Consider the following 15,226-nt stretch of genomic DNA (forward strand, 5'->3'; position numbering starts at 1 on the left):
CCTTATATTTAATGACTTATTTGAAGCGCGGCTATTGTAGCAGTATTACGATTAGCGATCTTAATAATTCGCCAGCGTTTACAATCCAAATAATGCTTACGGTAAAAGAGATTATATAGTTCAATCCAAAAAACAGATTGTTTTAATCTAAACAATTAATTTTATTTAATTATCCATTAGCCTTATTGTATTAACCAAGCCAACGCAGAAGGTCGTTTTAAACGAGAGCGTTGATTACTTTTTAAATACATTAAATATAGATGAGGAAATACCATGAGCACTTCATTAATCAATACTAAATTACAACCATTCAATGCAACCGCTTACCACAACGGTGACTTTGTAGAATTGTCTGAAAAAGATGTTCTAGGTAAATGGTCAATCTTCTTCTTTTACCCAGCAGACTTTACATTTGTATGTCCTACTGAACTTGGTGATGTTGCAGATTATTACGCACAACTTCAAGAAATGGGCGTAGAAGTTTACTCAGTATCTACTGACACTCACTTCACTCACAAAGCATGGCACGATACGTCAGACACAATTGGTAAAATTACTTACCCAATGATTGGCGACCCAACAGGACGTATTACTCGTAGCTTTGGCGTAATGATTGAAGAAGAAGGCTTAGCACTTCGCGGTACATTTGTAATGAACCCAGAAGGTGAAATTAAAATTATTGAAACTCACGATTTAGGTATTGGCCGTAGCGCTAAAGAACTTGTTCGTAAAGTACAAGCTGCACAATACATTGCAACTCACGACGGTGAAGTTTGTCCTGCATCTTGGCAGCCAGGTGAAGACACACTTGCACCTTCACTAGATTTAGTTGGTAAAATCTAAGTATAGATTTATTCCTACTATAAGGGCAGGTAACTGCCCTTAAATCAACGAACATCCGTTTGTTGGTGCCTCCTATATCAATATACTTGTTTAAGCACATGCATTATTTGGCATGGGAGGCTTGCTGTTTAAATTTTCCTAAAAGGGTTAAGCCATGTTAGATAACAACATAAAAAATCAATTAAAAAGCCATTTTGAATCGCTGACTCAACCTGTTGAGCTGCTTATTGCCTTGGATGACAGCAAAAAATCAGCAGAAGTAGAAAGCTTAGCGAACGATTTAGCTTCACTGAGCGATAAATTTACGGTAATAAACAACCCAGATACAAGCGCGCGTCGCCCGTCAATGGTTGTACATTCACCTATTAAAAATACCCATATTACGTTTGCAGGCGTACCTATGGGCCACGAATTCACAAGTTTAGTGCTAGCACTTTTACATACTGGCGGACACGCAAGTAAAGCTAAAAGCGAAGACATTGAACAAATACAATCGCTTACTCAAGAACTTAACTTTGAAGTATATATAAGTTTAAGTTGCCAAACGTGTCCGCAAGTAGTGCAAGCACTTAACACTATGGCAGCGACAAACAGTAATATTAAAGCCACCATGATTGACGGTGCATTATTTCAAGATGAAGTAGAAGAGCGAAATATTTTAGCTGTACCGGCTGTGTATTTAAATGGCGAACCATTTAGCCAAGGTGCACTAAGCCTTACCGATATACTCAATAAAGTAGATAGCAAAGGGGCACAGCGCCAAGCTGAATCGCTAAGTAAAAAAGATAAATTTGATGTACTTGTAATTGGTGGCGGGCCTGCGGGCGCATCGGCTGCGATTTACTCAGCACGAAAAGGTTTAAATACAGGTATTGTTGCCGACAGATTTGGTGGACAAGTTGCAGATACATTAGCAATAGAAAACTTTATTTCGATTAAGGCGACTGAAGGGCCAAAATTGGTTGCCCAGCTTGAAGAGCACGTTAAAGAATACGATGTAGATGTAATGCATAATCAGCGTGCAGCGGCACTTGGTTATAACAATGGCTACGAAATTACACTAGAAAATGGCGCAGTGCTTAAAGCTAAGTCGCTCGTACTTGCCACTGGTGCACGCTGGCGCGAAATGAACGTACCAGGGGAGCAAGAATATCGCGGCCATGGTGTGGCATATTGCCCACATTGTGATGGCCCTTTATTTAAAGGTAAACCTGTTGCCGTAATTGGCGGTGGTAATTCAGGTATAGAAGCAGCAATCGATTTAGCTAATATTGTGCAAAGTGTTACGGTACTTGAATTTGCAGACACACTACGTGCTGATGAAGTGCTTATTCGTAAAGCTAAAAGCATGGCTAATATTACCATTATCAAAAGTGCACAAACTACCGAAGTACTTGGTAATGGTAAAAAAGTAACTGGCTTAATGTACACAGATAGAGTGTCGGGAGAGAGCAAAGAGCTTGAACTTGCGGGTATATTTGTACAAATAGGCTTAATACCAAATACCGAATGGTTAAAAGACAGCGACCTTGAATTAAGCAAATTTGGTGAAATACTGATTGATGCTAAAGGCGCAACTTCATTACCAGGCATTTATGGCGCGGGGGATGCAACCAATACTCCGTTTAAACAAATTATTATTGCAATGGGCAGCGGTGCAACAGCAAGTTTAGGTGCATTTGATTATTTAATTCGTCACTCTGAAGAAGCTGATCAAAGCGCTGCTTAATGTAATTAGTAAAAACTCTCTTGATATAACAGCAAGGCTACACCCATAGCTGTTTGTTAACCCAAGCCGCCCTTCTCCAAAGGCGGCTTTTTTAATGCTTAAGAATTAGCACACGATTTAATCGCACCCACCGCCAGAATCACCGCTGCTACAATTTGTGTGAGAGTGCAATGAGTTACTGCTAGAGGAAACTGATGAGTCACTGCCAGTATAAGCGGATGATCCACGTGATGACTTAGCACTGATAAATGTAACTAACAGCAATACGCCAGATACGATAACTATTGTTATTGATGAGCTCCATTGCCCAGTGGAAACGGCTTTAAATACCGCAACAATAAGCACTGTTAGCAATATAGTTCTAATTATGTTTTTAATTTTATATCCTTATTTAACCAATTAGTTAGCTATAAAGGTTAGCTAATTTTAGCTGTATGCTCAAGCGCGTTAATAACTGCTTTTTCAAGTATGGGTAGTTTAAAAGGTTTTGATATAAACATATCCATACCGGCTTGTTTGCAGGCAAGTTTATCTTGTGATGAAGTATTAGCAGTTATAGCCACTATGTAGGTTCCTTCACGCGAGCAGATTTTTTCTGATCTAAGCTGCTTTGTTGCCTCAAATCCATCGAGTATGGGCATTATGCAGTCCATAAAAATAAGGTCATAATGCTTTTGGCGACATTTTAATACAGCATCTTGGCCATCAACTGCAGAGTCGGCTTTAATATTAAGTTTGCCTAAAGAAGCGTGAAGCACCAACCTATTAATATCGTTATCATCTACTACAAGCACTGATAGTTCACTGCCATTGATATCTAACGTTGATTTAAGGCTTTCTTGTTTTTGTTCTGTCCCTTTCTCAATAGGAATATTTACTAAAAACGTAGTGCCTTTATTAGGTGTACTTTTTACCTTTATTTTTCCGCCCATATATTCAACAAGCTCTTTTACTATTGCAAGGCCAAGGCCTGTTCCACCTTTTGAATTCTTAGCATCTACTTCTTGAGAAAAAGGAGAAAACAGTGATTCTAAAAAGCCTTTACTCATTCCTCGGCCTGTATCAGACACTTCAATATTTAAATTTAGCTTAGCTTTTACTTTAGAAAGGCTTGTGTTTAGTGTAACTGAACCATTTTCAGTAAATTTAAGTGCATTACTCAGTAAGTTAGAAGCAATCTGGCTAAGGCGTGTGTTGTCGCTAAACGCCCAGCAGTTGTCATCAATTGTATTATTTACTTGTAGCGTTACATGCGTGTTTTTAAATAGAGGTGTATATAAAGAAGTTAAATCGGTAAAAATTGTTTTTAGTAAAAAGTCAGTAGGTTCAAGCTTTAGCTCACCATGATTAATTTTAGAAAAATCGAGCACTTCGTTAATAATACTAAGTAAAATATCGGCGCTTCTAAGTCCTATTTTAATTTTTTCAGCGCGAACTTCTTCACTGTGTTCATCAACTAATGTGGTTAGCATACCTGTAATGCCATTCAGTGGGGTTCTTAATTCGTGGCTGATTTTAGCAAATAGCATGCTTCTGTCTTCAAGTAGGCGCTCTGCTTGAGCTTGCTTTTGTTTAAGCTCTTCTCGTAGCATTACTGATTCGGTTACATCTTGGCAGGTGCCAAATAATCGGACACATCGGCCTTCATCAAATTCGGCCTCACCAAAGGTAGCCACCCATAAGTGTTTATTTTTAGCGGTTATAATTTCAAGCTCTAGATTCCATTTTTTGCCTTTTTCTATGGCTAATTCTACCGCGCGAGTAATGCCTTCACGACTTGGACCTTCTTTATAAAACTCGATTGCAGAATTCATTTGCGGTTGAAATTGTTCATCCACTTCATGTATGAGGTATGTTTGCTCGCTCCAGGTAATTTTATCGGAGACTAGATCAACCTCCCACGTACCTATATTTGCAACGTGCTCTAACTTTAATAAAGTATTACTATTTTTTATTAGTTGTTCTTTAGCTTGGGTGCGAGCAAATTCCGATCCAAGCCATTGTGCAAATAATTCGATGTAGTCGTAAGCATCATCGTTAAAAGCGAGGGAGTCTTTTGCGGATGAAAAGTTAACGGTGCCAAATATTTTATCACCAATTTTTATTGGCGCGCCAATATAAGACTCTAACTGAAAGTTTATATAACATGGGTGGTTTGCAATTGCACTTTGAGATGCTTTATGAAAGGCAAGTGCAGAGCCTGCAGCGAGCGTATGTACGCAATAGGTGCCTTGTAATTCAAACACGGTACCGGGTAAAAGTGAGTTGTCAGGGGTTTTGGCATATAAAACGGTGTAGCTGTTTTTATCTACTTTACTAATAATACCTAGCTCAAGGTCAAATACTTCTAACCCAAACACTAAGAGCTTATTAATTTTATTTTCAAAATCAAGAGATTGATTAGAAACTATATCGTGAAAACATCGTAAAAAATTCAAAAGAAAACACCCCGTAAGCTTTTGTTCAATTTATATAATACATAGGCCAATTAGGGCATTGGTATTAGTTTAAAATCCAGTTTAGCAGTTTTAATTACTAATAACTAAAATTGATACGTATTAAATTTTATAACCTTATGTTTTTATGAACTAAGTTAGTGGTTTATTAATAGTAGTAGGGCCTGTTGACCTTTCAGGATTAAAAATTGTCCCTAGGCAGAACCCAAAGGGCAGCGCATGTTTGGCATTTATGCTGCGTTATCGCCTATTTATGGGGAATAACCACACTACATAGGCTCTGCCTTGCCTAAATACCAAGCAGTCTGCTGCAAATTTAACCTCGAAAGATAAACAGGCCCTTGTATATAGCGCAGCATGCCGCCGAGCATATAATACTCAGCGGTATACTTTTAATACGTTGAATTTGGGGTATATTGCGGGTTGATATCGCCGCCTACTTCCTCTGGGTCAACATCGTTAATAAGCAGTGTTTCACGTACAGCTTCAATGTGATCAAGTACGCTTTGGTAGCGCTCGCCATATTCATACTTTGTCACTTCAATCGCTTTAGGCATGTAAGTAAAAGCTATTTTTAGGGCGTGGAGTGCTTCTTCGTTTATTTTTTCGCTCATAATATTCTCTTATGTGTAGGCTATAGCTAACCTGAGTTCTGGATAATAAATCTATCTCAAGCAGCTATTTTTAGCGCTAACTGCGTTGAATTTCCTTGCAATAGACCAGCTATTGACGCGTAAATTCGCCTTGTTTTCACCAAAAATTTCTAGCTAGAGAGAAACAGACTTAAATATCGTTATTATTTATAGTGTTTTTAAATCTCTTAACCAGAATTCAGGTTAGTTAATAAAATAACACCAAATACGATTCGGTAAAGACCAAAACTAACAAAAGTGAAATTTTCTAGAAAGCGTATGAATAGTTTAATAGTAAAGTAAGCGACTATAAAAGACGTTAAAAAACCCACAGTAAGGGCAGTTAGGTCATCTAAGCTAAACAGTTGGTAATGTTTAAGTAAGTCGTACCCTGAGGCTGCTGCAAGTACAGGTAAACCAAGTAAAAATGAGAATTCAGCGCTGGCTTTTCGGTTTAAACCACACAACATGGCACCAACAATAGAACTTCCAGCACGACTAGTCCCTGGAACTAACGCAAATACTTGTGCTACGCCAATCCAAAGAGCTTGTTTATAAGTAACTTGGGTTACATCGGTAGTTGTGCAGTGAGTCTCTTTATAACTGCGCTCTAATAGTAAAAAAATCACACCGCCTACAATAAACATAACACCTACTACCTGTACGCTAAACAGTGTTTTTATTACATCACTAAATATAAAACCAATAATACCCAAAGGAATAAATGCAATGGCAACTTTCACCCATAAATTGAAATGTTTAGGGCTAAACTTGTCTTTATAGTTGGCTAGTACCGCTAAAATGGCGGCAAGCTGGATAATTACTTCGAAGGCGAGGTTAGCATCTGTTGGTTCAATGCCTAACCACTTTGACGCTACAATTAAGTGCCCAGTTGATGATATGGGTAAAAATTCTGTTATACCTTCAATAATACCTAAAATAATCGCGTTAATTATATCCACGGTTTACTGCTTCCTGAAAAATTAAAAAGCCCGAACTCGGCTTAACTGAAATGACGCATTACTGCGTACCTAAATTACGAGGCGTAGCATAAAAGCTCTTAAGGTAAACCAACAGTGTTTTTAAACTTAATTTGTTTAATAAATTGCATTAAGCATTAAATGCACAATATAATGACAATTGTTATCATTTGCATGTGCTGTTTTGTATATGTTTGGGCAAATTTATTGAGCGAATAATGAATAATAAAAAAACGTTTACAGCTACACGGCGAAGGCACTTAATTGCGTGTGTATTAGCGCTAGTTACAGCGGTAATAATGATTCCGGGTATGACAATCTATTTACCGTTTCAAATGAATGAACAAATATTACTGCCTATTTTACTCTTTCCTGTTATTTGGACTGCGTTGTTTATTTATGCGTATTTGGCGCAAAAAGTATGGCAACCTTTTGTAGTAATGATTGCATTGTGTGTATTACATGGTTTATTGAGTTTTTGGGCGTTAACGCAGGGGCAGGGATGAAGTCGATTACTTTAAAAAAGCTATTTTTATTACATAGCTGGGTAGGAATTATTACTGCGGTACTGCTATTTATTGTTGCATTTAGTGGGGCGTTAGCAGTTCTGTCGCGACCTGAGTTAAAAATATGGGCTAATCCAGAGCTGCAATCTAGCCAATACGTTGCCAGCGCGCAAATTAACCGACTAGTAAACGAATACCATAAAAAAGTACCTAGTGAATTTGGCGAAAACATTCATGTGTTTTTACCAAGTGGGCATAACTTTCATTTGTTAACGTTGGTATTTGAATCTCACCATGGCGATGAAAATTACGACCAAGAGGTGGCCAGAGTATTTCAATTTCATCCCGATACGTTGACGCTGGAAAATACTTACTATGGGCCTAGTAAAGAGTTTTACGCCAATAAAAAAACGGATGCGCCAACTTATATAGGTGAATTTCATGCAGATTTGCATTTAGGGCGACCAATTGGGTTAATACTCACTGGGTTTTTAGGTTTAACGCTTTTAGTAAGTGCAGTGACAGGCTTGTTTATTCATCGCAAATTGATAAAAGAGCTCTTTACGTTTAGGCGAGATAAAGGGTTAGATATTGCAGTAAGCGATGCTCATAAGGTTATAGGTATTTGGGGCAGCGTATTTAATATTGTGATTGGTTTTACAGGATCATTTTTAGGGCTCGCGACCATTATTTTACTACCAGCAGCTGCGTTTGTGAGCTTTGGTGGCGATCAAGATAAGTTAATAGAAACGTTTACCGCTATTCCTGAGCCTGTAGTTAGCCACATTAAGCAACCTACAAAAATAGACACTATTTTAGAGCATGCTCATAGTCGTTACCCTGAAGCAATAATTAGGGATGTCACAATAATGGCGCATAACGATGCGAATGCGCAGGTATATTTGCGTTTGTTAGGTGGCGAGGCTGTTGCTTCTCAGTTACTGCATTATCAGGGCAATGGTGAGTTTGTGCAGTCGATGAGTAGTTTTGGTGATATTTCAGGTGTTTCGATAAAAGTAATTGAGTTGATGTTTCCGCTGCACTTTGGGAACTTTGCAGGAGTGTTTGTAAAATTACTTTGGGTATTGCTTGGCTTAAGTACTGCGCTTTTACCTATTTCGGGCATGATGATGTGGCTAACAAAGCGCACACGTGGTAGTAGCCCTTCACTGAGTATGCAGGCATATGCACGCTGGAATCGTTTTATTATTGGCAGTTGTGGCGGTTTGGTATTAGCAAGCTTTGTGCTATTTCCTATGCAAGTTTTACTTAATTATAGCGTTGTTGGTGTGGCGCAAAATAGCTTTTTTGGACCCGTGTTCTTTTATACGTGGTTGGCATGGTTACTATTAAGTGTATTACCCATAGGTTATAAAAACTACTTTAAGCTGACTCTTTTACTATGCGGCGCTTCGCTTGCTTTGGTGCTGCCACTTAATATTTTACTTGGCGTTAGCAATGTTATTAACCTTAATAGCTCGCTTGTCGCGGTAGTAGATATAAGCTTTATGGTGGTGGGTATCGTGTGTATGTTTGTTGCCTTAAAAATAAAAAACACACAAAAATTACAAGTTGAGGTACAACCCGCATGAACGAGCTACTAATTACAATTGCGATGGTGAGTTTACTACTCATGATGCTCAACCTACGAAAAAACACACTTACATTAGCGGCTAAAACATTTTTAAGTGCACTGCTATTTGGTTTAGCGCTGATATGTTTTATGAGTGTTTACGGTATTTTAGGCGGTGCAATATGCACCGTTGTGGGAGCTATGTTAGCTGGTTTACTAACCGCAGTTATTGCGGGTAAAGCACCGCAATTATTAGGTTAAATAATGCAGTTATTTAGCTAAAAAGGCCTTAGCAGTATCAACTCCCATGTTGTAACCACTATTAAGTATTTCAAACTTTTTAGTGGTACGCCCAACTTTAAAATTAGCCGGTGGTGCAATGATATTGATTTTGCAGTCATTTGGTGGATCTATAATAAAATCGATAGACTTATTATAAAAATCAGCCCTGTTTAAGGTCGTTTGAATTAATGCTGGATAGTTTTTATACATTTTTTTAGTAAGCCAAGGTGCCTTACTTGATTTTTTACGATAGCCTAAACATTGAGACAAAATAACGGTGATTTCGCGTGCGCCCATTTCGTAAGCTTTTATTACCGGAATTGAATCAGCAACACCGCCATCGGTCATCGCTATGTCATTAATAATAGGGTAGTCACGATATGCAATGGGTATAGCGCATGATGCTTTTAATTGATGCACCATATCGGCGCTGGTGGCTTTTAAATAATGTGCTTTGCCTGATTCGATTGCCGTAGATACAATATAAAACTCGTGTGGAGTTTGCTCAAAGACCTCCGTATGTAGGCGTATTTCGCGAATTGTTTCTTGCCATAACCAATCTAAATCAAATAAATGACCACCTTTAATAAAGCGCGCTAAATTAATAAATTCAGGACGGCATGAGTAGTCAGTAATCACTTTATAATTTCGCATTGGTTGTTTGCATAAAAATGCGGCTATATTAGTTGCCCCGGCTGAAACACCAAAATAGCGTTCAAACGGCTGATATTGCTGTTTTAAAAACTCATCAAGCACACCTGCGGCAAATATACCGCGCATTGCACCGCCTTCAACGACGAGTGTGTTTTTATTATTGTTGTTCATGGTCAATCCTTTTTATTAAATTTGATGTTATCAACTCAGTCTAAAAAATGCGATAGAGATTACTAAATGTGTTGATAAATTAAAGCCAGGTACACATCGCGAAATCAACTGTTTTCTGGTAAGGTTTGGGTTACAAGGCTTTGTTAATAATAAAGAATAAGTATTTATGTTTGACCCTAGCGTAACCATTTTTGAAAGCACACAGAATCGGCTTGCAGAAAGTCCTCTTTGGCACCCTATGCTGAATACTTTTTATTGGGTCGACATAAATAAAAAATTACTTTTAAGCAAAAAAATACACAGCGAAAGCCAACTAAAAACAGTTAATATGCCTGATACACTCAGTGCAATAGCGTGGATTGATGAGCAGCACTTGTTGCTAGGTACAAGTACTGGCTTATACAAATACCATATTAATTCGAGCACTCGCCACCTTATTCTTAATATTGAAAATACACAACTAAATAGGCGTTCAAACGACGGCCGCGCTGATCCATGGGGTGGTTTTTGGTTAAGTACAATGGATGTAAATGCTAAAGAAAGTGATGGTAAAATATACCGTTATTATAAACACCAGCTTAAAGTCGTTGTAAGTAACTTGAGTATCCCAAATGGATTGTGCTTTGATAAGCCACGTTTACGCGGTTATTACTGCGACTCTTTAACGAGTTGTATTTATGTATTAGATTTGGATGAGCAAACTGGCGAACCTTGCTCTGAGCCACGTGTTTTTTATCAATTTAATAATACTGATGTTGACCCCGATGGCTGCGTAACCGACCAATTAGGTAATTTGTGGCTAGCTGTGTGGGGAATGGGGTGTGTTATATGTTTATCCCCAGACGGTGAGCTAATTAAAACAATAAAGCTTTGTGCAATAAAACCGACATGCACTGCATTTGGTGGTGAAAATGCTGAATTGTTACTTGTGACATCGGCATTTGATGAATCGATTAATAATACTGTTACTGAACAAGGCGCTGTATTTAAAATCTCAGGCATAAAAAACGGGCAGTTTGAGCCGCCCGTTTTACTGTAATTTATTATACACAGTGCTTGTTTTAAAGTGATGGTTAGCTTTTAGGCTTAACCCACATAACACCCACTTCTTTTTTGGTTACTAAAACCTCAGTACCGGCGCTAATTGGTTGCTCACTTTTGAGTTTCCAGCTAATACCTGAATATTGATGTGTAGTTAAACCTTGTTCTGTTACATCGCTAGTAAGTACAAAAGTAAGTTCAGCAAAATCACTATTCACTTGCTTCTTATCTACGCGATTTTGCATTTGTTTTAATGGTTTCCAAAGTGCAACGGCTAAGCCAGCTGTTACAACTGCATTACTCCAAAGGGCTGTTGCTAATGAGTCAGGTAAAATACCAAAACTCATTAATAATCCTGTAAGGAATAACGATAATCCAAAAAACAACAAAATAAATGTAGAAAGGCCAAGTACTGCTACTTCTATTATTAAAGCAACAATACCAAGTACCATAAGTGTTTGCGGTAAATTTTGCGTAATAAAATCCATACAAACCTCTTTATTTAGTTATTAACCCAAATGCTTTTTATTTAAGCTATTAATGATTGCCATACCTTGGGCAACCATTGAGCTTGCATCTGTCGCGTTGTCTGGCAGTAATACAATTGATGATTCACGAGCAATCGCTTCTTTAGCCGCGATTGCTTTAGTTGCTAAATCTAACTGAATTGCTTTTTGACCTTGCTCTGTATCTGCAGCTTCGCCTATTTTAATAAGTGCATTTGCTTGTGCTTCTGCAACCGTAGTAATAGCTGTTGCTTCACCTTCAGCGCGTAAAATTTGCTCGGCTTTGTCGGCTTCAGCAGCAAGTACTTGTGCTTGTTTTTTACCTTCAGCAACGTTGATATTTGCTTGGCGATCACCTTCTGACTCTAAAATTTGAGCTCGTTTAACACGCTCAGCTTTCATTTGTGCTTCCATCGCTTCCATAATAGAGTTAGGCGGCACAATATCTTTAATTTCGTAGCGAAGTACTTGAATACCCCAAGGCTCAGATGCCTGGTTTATAGCTGCAACAATGTTGGTATTAAGTAAATCACGCTCTTCAAATGTTTTATCAAGCTCCATTTTACCTAATTCTGAACGCATTGTTGTTTGTGAAAGTTGTACAACTGCAAACGTATAGTCGTCAACGCCATACGTTGCTTTGTATGGGTCTAGTACTCTAAAGTACAGTACGCCATCAACTATAAGTGAGATGTTATCTTTAGTGATAGCTGACTGCGATGGTACATCTTGAGCTTGTTCTTTTAAGCTACGATCAGCCGAGATTCTATCAATAAATGGAATAATAAAGTTGAGGCCGGCTTCTTTAGTTGATTGGTATTTACCAAAACGTTCGATTAACCAGGCGCGGTTTTGTGGTACAAATTTAACGCTACTTTTTAAAAGCACGATAACAAAAACAAGTAAAAAAGCCTCAACAGTAAAAACCATATCGAGAATTTGTGTGACTGGATCCATTTAAACATTCCTTATAATAATTAAACGCTGAGTGGTTGTATTGTTTATAATTTCAGCGTGTATAGATTATCACTACAGCGAACTTTTAACCACTAAAACTCACTGTAGCGCGCCGACTTAGTCGGTTTTTTAAAAACTGGCTATTTTATTTCTGCCTGTTTCTTTTGCGTTATAAAGGGCTATGTCGGCGTTAGTTATAACTTCTTTAGGTGTTGTTTTTTGATTGGGTATAAGGCTATAAAATCCAATACTCAAAGTGAGGTATTTACTGGCACTTGAAAAGTTATGTTCAATTGCAAGTTCTGCGATTTTTTCCTGAATAAGAACAGCAAACCTTTGACAATGATCTGTGTCGACTGCAGGTAAAATTATCGCAAATTCTTCACCACCGAAACGAGCGGCTAAATCACCTTCACGTTTACAAAGATCATGCAGCGCTTTGGCAACTTGTTTTAACACTTCGTCACCTAGCTGATGCCCATAGTTATCGTTATAACGCTTAAAAAAATCAATATCACACATTATTAAACTAATGGGTTCTTTATTACGTGCGCCGCGCTTAATTTCGCATTTTAAAGTTTGATCAAAACAGCGTCGGTTAGCAATGTTTGTAAGGCCATCAGTATTAACTTGTTTGTTAAGTTTATGATTGGCATTAATGAGTTGCTGTTGAGCTTGTTGTAGCTCTTGCTTATAATTTAAATTTTTGAAAGCATTAGCAAGCATTTCACCTACTAACCTTAAGCGAATAAGGTCTAAATCAGTCCAGTTTCGCTTTTGAACAACGCAATCACAGCCTATAAAGCCAACGAGCTCTTTGTCATAACGTAGACCAATGCAAAGTACTGATTTTATTTTTTGTTGCTGGAAAATTGTTTTTTCGCTCGTTGCTTGAATTGGTAACGACGTTACATCGTTAACTCTAAATAAGTGAGTACGTGCCATCAAACTAAAAAAATATGGGAGATCGCTTTTCGGAAGGTTTTGTAAGTCCTCTTTAAATGCTTGTATATCATTATTGACCCATTCGTGGGTGTTATTTATGGTTTTACCATCCTCGGCAAACTTAAAAAGATAACTTCTATCTGCGTGGCAAACGGTACCAATAGCTTTTAATGCGTAGTTGATATGCTTATCAACGTCGTCGTTTTGAATATCAATTAAGTCAGTTGATATGTTCGAAATAATATTATCAAAATCATATTGTTCATCTACATTATTATTCAATATATCAATTATAATAATGGAGCTTGAGTTAGGTAATTTTGCAAATTTTACATTGAGTAGCAATTTAGATACCTGTTTTGATAAAACAAACTGGCATTGGTTATTTGCAGTGAAATAATCAAAGAATAGCTCCTCGACTAATAGTTCTTTTTTACTGTGATGATTGGTCAAAGTGATGTGTGAAAAATCAATTTTATTAAAATGTGATTTGTTTCTTAAGCCAAACAAGTCCTGTGCTTGGCTGTTAACTTTAAATATATTTTCATTGGCATCATAAAGTAATACACAAAACGGCAGTAACTCCAAGTTTCGCCATATTTCATCTGATAGGTTATTACTCACTCAACTCTCCATGTGTTTAAGCCACAATTAAATTGTTATCTATTGTATTTTTATTGTTTTTACTTGGGCATGTTAATCGTCCTTAGATCGAGCTCAAAGGGCAGCGCATGTTTGGTATTTATGCTGCGTTATTGCCTATTTATGGGGAATAGCCACACTACATAGACTCTGCCTTGCCTAAAAAACAAAAATACTACTGCAAATTCAACCACCGAAGTTCAACAAGCCCTACTAATTATTAGCACATTTTTTTTGATTTACTAAGTTTTTAGTGCGTTTGAAGGCAGTACGTATTATAATTGATACTGTATATCATTACCCTTTTCTACTCTAAGCCATCTTTGGTTTATTTGCACTTTAAGTATAGGTTATTCAAGCATTTCATGACAGAAATCACTACACACCAAGCTTCTCGTCGTCGGTTACTTATTGCGCTAGCAATTACGTGTTCGTTTATGGTAATTCAGGTTATAGGTGCTTATTATTCTAATTCGCTTGCTGTACTTGCCGATGCGGGGCATTTGTTTGTTCACAATAGCTCGTTATTCATCGCACTGATTGCATCAAGTCTCGCTATTCATTTTGCTAAAACCTATAACGATGGTCATCAAAGAGCCGAGCTTTTGGGTGGTCTGGTGAACGGATTTTTATACCTAGCAATCAGTTTAATTATTTTGTATGAAGGTGGTGAGCGCTATATACACCAGCATGAAGGAAATGAGCTGGCTATTAATAGTTATTTAATGTCGGTTATTGCTGCTATTGGTTTTTTATTTCATGGTGCTGCTGCATGGGTTTTATATAAAGGCCGCAAAGCGAGTATTAATGTTTACGCGGTATTTTTACATTCATTCTTTGATTTGATTTCTACCGTATCGACATTTGTGGCTGGTATTCTTATATATTTTACGGGCTGGGTTGTTATCGATATTTTATCGAGCATGTTAATCGCCTCTTTCGTGTTGTTTACCGGTATTAAGGTTATTATTAGTTGTATAAAAGGTTTACGCTTAAATAAGGCAAAACTCCCTAAAGTAGCAGATATTGAAAGTGAGATTACAGATATGGAGCATGTTCACAATGTCCATAACGTCACTGTAACGCGTAAATATAAGGGTGTAGTAGTCGGGGCGCACGTTGTACTTAAAGAGCATTGTACTATTGAAAAACACGATGAAGCATGTCGTATGAAGGTAGAACAACTGTTAGCTGAAAAATTTAATGTACGCAATAGTGTATTACAAATAGAAAGCCACGAATGCCATCACATCCATTAGTAGCATCTAATTAATATAAAAGCGTGTAATAATGATTAGCACGCTTTTAA

At 37.6% G+C, this 15,226-nt stretch carries 14 protein-coding genes; 7 read left to right on the plus strand and 7 right to left on the minus strand.

Going from position 1 to position 15,226, the window contains the following annotated elements; genetic code table 11:
• The first annotated feature begins 273 nt into the window (after positions 1–273).
• Entirely contained in the window at positions 274–843 is a 570-nt protein-coding gene (gene ahpC, locus CXF76_RS17515) for an alkyl hydroperoxide reductase subunit C (protein ID WP_007581822.1), read from the plus strand.
• Between the two features lie 154 nt (positions 844–997).
• A complete protein-coding gene (ahpF, locus tag CXF76_RS17520; protein WP_101164241.1) occupies positions 998–2,572 on the plus strand; it encodes an alkyl hydroperoxide reductase subunit F in 1,575 nt (524 codons plus the stop codon).
• A gap of 416 nt (positions 2,573–2,988) precedes the next feature.
• On the opposite strand, the gene CXF76_RS17530 is transcribed toward ahpF, so the two are convergent.
• From CXF76_RS17530 to CXF76_RS17540, 3 genes are all read right to left on the minus strand, one after another.
• A complete protein-coding gene (locus tag CXF76_RS17530; protein WP_101164243.1) occupies positions 2,989–5,010 on the minus strand; it encodes a GAF domain-containing hybrid sensor histidine kinase/response regulator in 2,022 nt (673 codons plus the stop codon).
• Positions 5,011–5,420: 410 nt separating this feature from the next.
• The gene (locus CXF76_RS17535; RefSeq protein ID WP_007581825.1) at positions 5,421–5,642 is read right to left on the minus strand and encodes a hypothetical protein; all 222 of its coding nucleotides are present in this window, start codon (positions 5,640–5,642) and stop codon (positions 5,421–5,423) included.
• 206 nt (positions 5,643–5,848) lie between these two features.
• Positions 5,849–6,622, minus strand: coding sequence for an undecaprenyl-diphosphate phosphatase (locus CXF76_RS17540; RefSeq protein ID WP_101164244.1), 774 nt, complete (start codon positions 6,620–6,622; stop codon positions 5,849–5,851).
• A gap of 236 nt (positions 6,623–6,858) precedes the next feature.
• On the opposite strand from CXF76_RS17540, the gene CXF76_RS17545 reads away from it, so the two are divergent.
• From CXF76_RS17545 to CXF76_RS17555, 3 genes are read left to right on the plus strand one after another with little or no spacing between them, the layout of a single operon-like run.
• Positions 6,859–7,146, plus strand: coding sequence for a hypothetical protein (locus CXF76_RS17545; protein ID WP_101164245.1), 288 nt, complete (start codon positions 6,859–6,861; stop codon positions 7,144–7,146).
• Positions 7,143–8,738, plus strand: a complete 1,596-nt coding sequence (locus CXF76_RS17550) for a PepSY-associated TM helix domain-containing protein (RefSeq protein WP_198551863.1) — start codon at positions 7,143–7,145, stop codon at positions 8,736–8,738. Before CXF76_RS17545 ends, CXF76_RS17550 begins: the two co-directional genes overlap by 4 nt.
• Entirely contained in the window at positions 8,735–8,980 is a 246-nt protein-coding gene (locus tag CXF76_RS17555) for a hypothetical protein (RefSeq protein WP_101164247.1), read from the plus strand. Before CXF76_RS17550 ends, CXF76_RS17555 begins: the two co-directional genes overlap by 4 nt.
• Before the next feature lie 9 nt (positions 8,981–8,989).
• Here CXF76_RS17555 and CXF76_RS17560 read toward each other — a convergent pair whose 3' ends face one another.
• Complete coding sequence (locus tag CXF76_RS17560; protein ID WP_101164248.1) at positions 8,990–9,826, minus strand: patatin-like phospholipase family protein; 837 nt, start codon at positions 9,824–9,826, stop codon at positions 8,990–8,992.
• Between the two features lie 166 nt (positions 9,827–9,992).
• Between CXF76_RS17560 and CXF76_RS17565 the strand changes: the two genes are divergently transcribed.
• Entirely contained in the window at positions 9,993–10,865 is an 873-nt protein-coding gene (locus tag CXF76_RS17565) for an SMP-30/gluconolactonase/LRE family protein (protein ID WP_101164249.1), read from the plus strand.
• 34 nt (positions 10,866–10,899) lie between these two features.
• Here CXF76_RS17565 and CXF76_RS17570 read toward each other — a convergent pair whose 3' ends face one another.
• The 3 genes from CXF76_RS17570 to CXF76_RS17580 form a co-directional block, all read right to left on the minus strand.
• Positions 10,900–11,355, minus strand: a complete 456-nt coding sequence (locus tag CXF76_RS17570) for an NfeD family protein (RefSeq protein ID WP_024605673.1) — start codon at positions 11,353–11,355, stop codon at positions 10,900–10,902.
• A 21-nt stretch (positions 11,356–11,376) separates the two neighbouring features.
• Positions 11,377–12,330, minus strand: a complete 954-nt coding sequence (locus CXF76_RS17575) for a slipin family protein (protein WP_007581832.1) — start codon at positions 12,328–12,330, stop codon at positions 11,377–11,379.
• 129 nt (positions 12,331–12,459) lie between these two features.
• A complete protein-coding gene (locus tag CXF76_RS17580; protein ID WP_101164250.1) occupies positions 12,460–13,899 on the minus strand; it encodes a diguanylate cyclase domain-containing protein in 1,440 nt (479 codons plus the stop codon).
• A gap of 383 nt (positions 13,900–14,282) precedes the next feature.
• Here CXF76_RS17580 and CXF76_RS17585 point away from each other — a divergent pair, with 383 nt between their 5' ends.
• Positions 14,283–15,176 (plus strand): cation diffusion facilitator family transporter, encoded by an 894-nt coding sequence (locus CXF76_RS17585; RefSeq protein WP_024591870.1) that lies wholly within the window; start codon positions 14,283–14,285, stop codon positions 15,174–15,176.
• The last annotated feature ends 50 nt before the right edge of the window (positions 15,177–15,226 follow it).

This window comes from Pseudoalteromonas sp. 78C3, assembly GCF_002836695.1.
Classification (GTDB): domain Bacteria; phylum Pseudomonadota; class Gammaproteobacteria; order Enterobacterales; family Alteromonadaceae; genus Pseudoalteromonas; species Pseudoalteromonas arctica.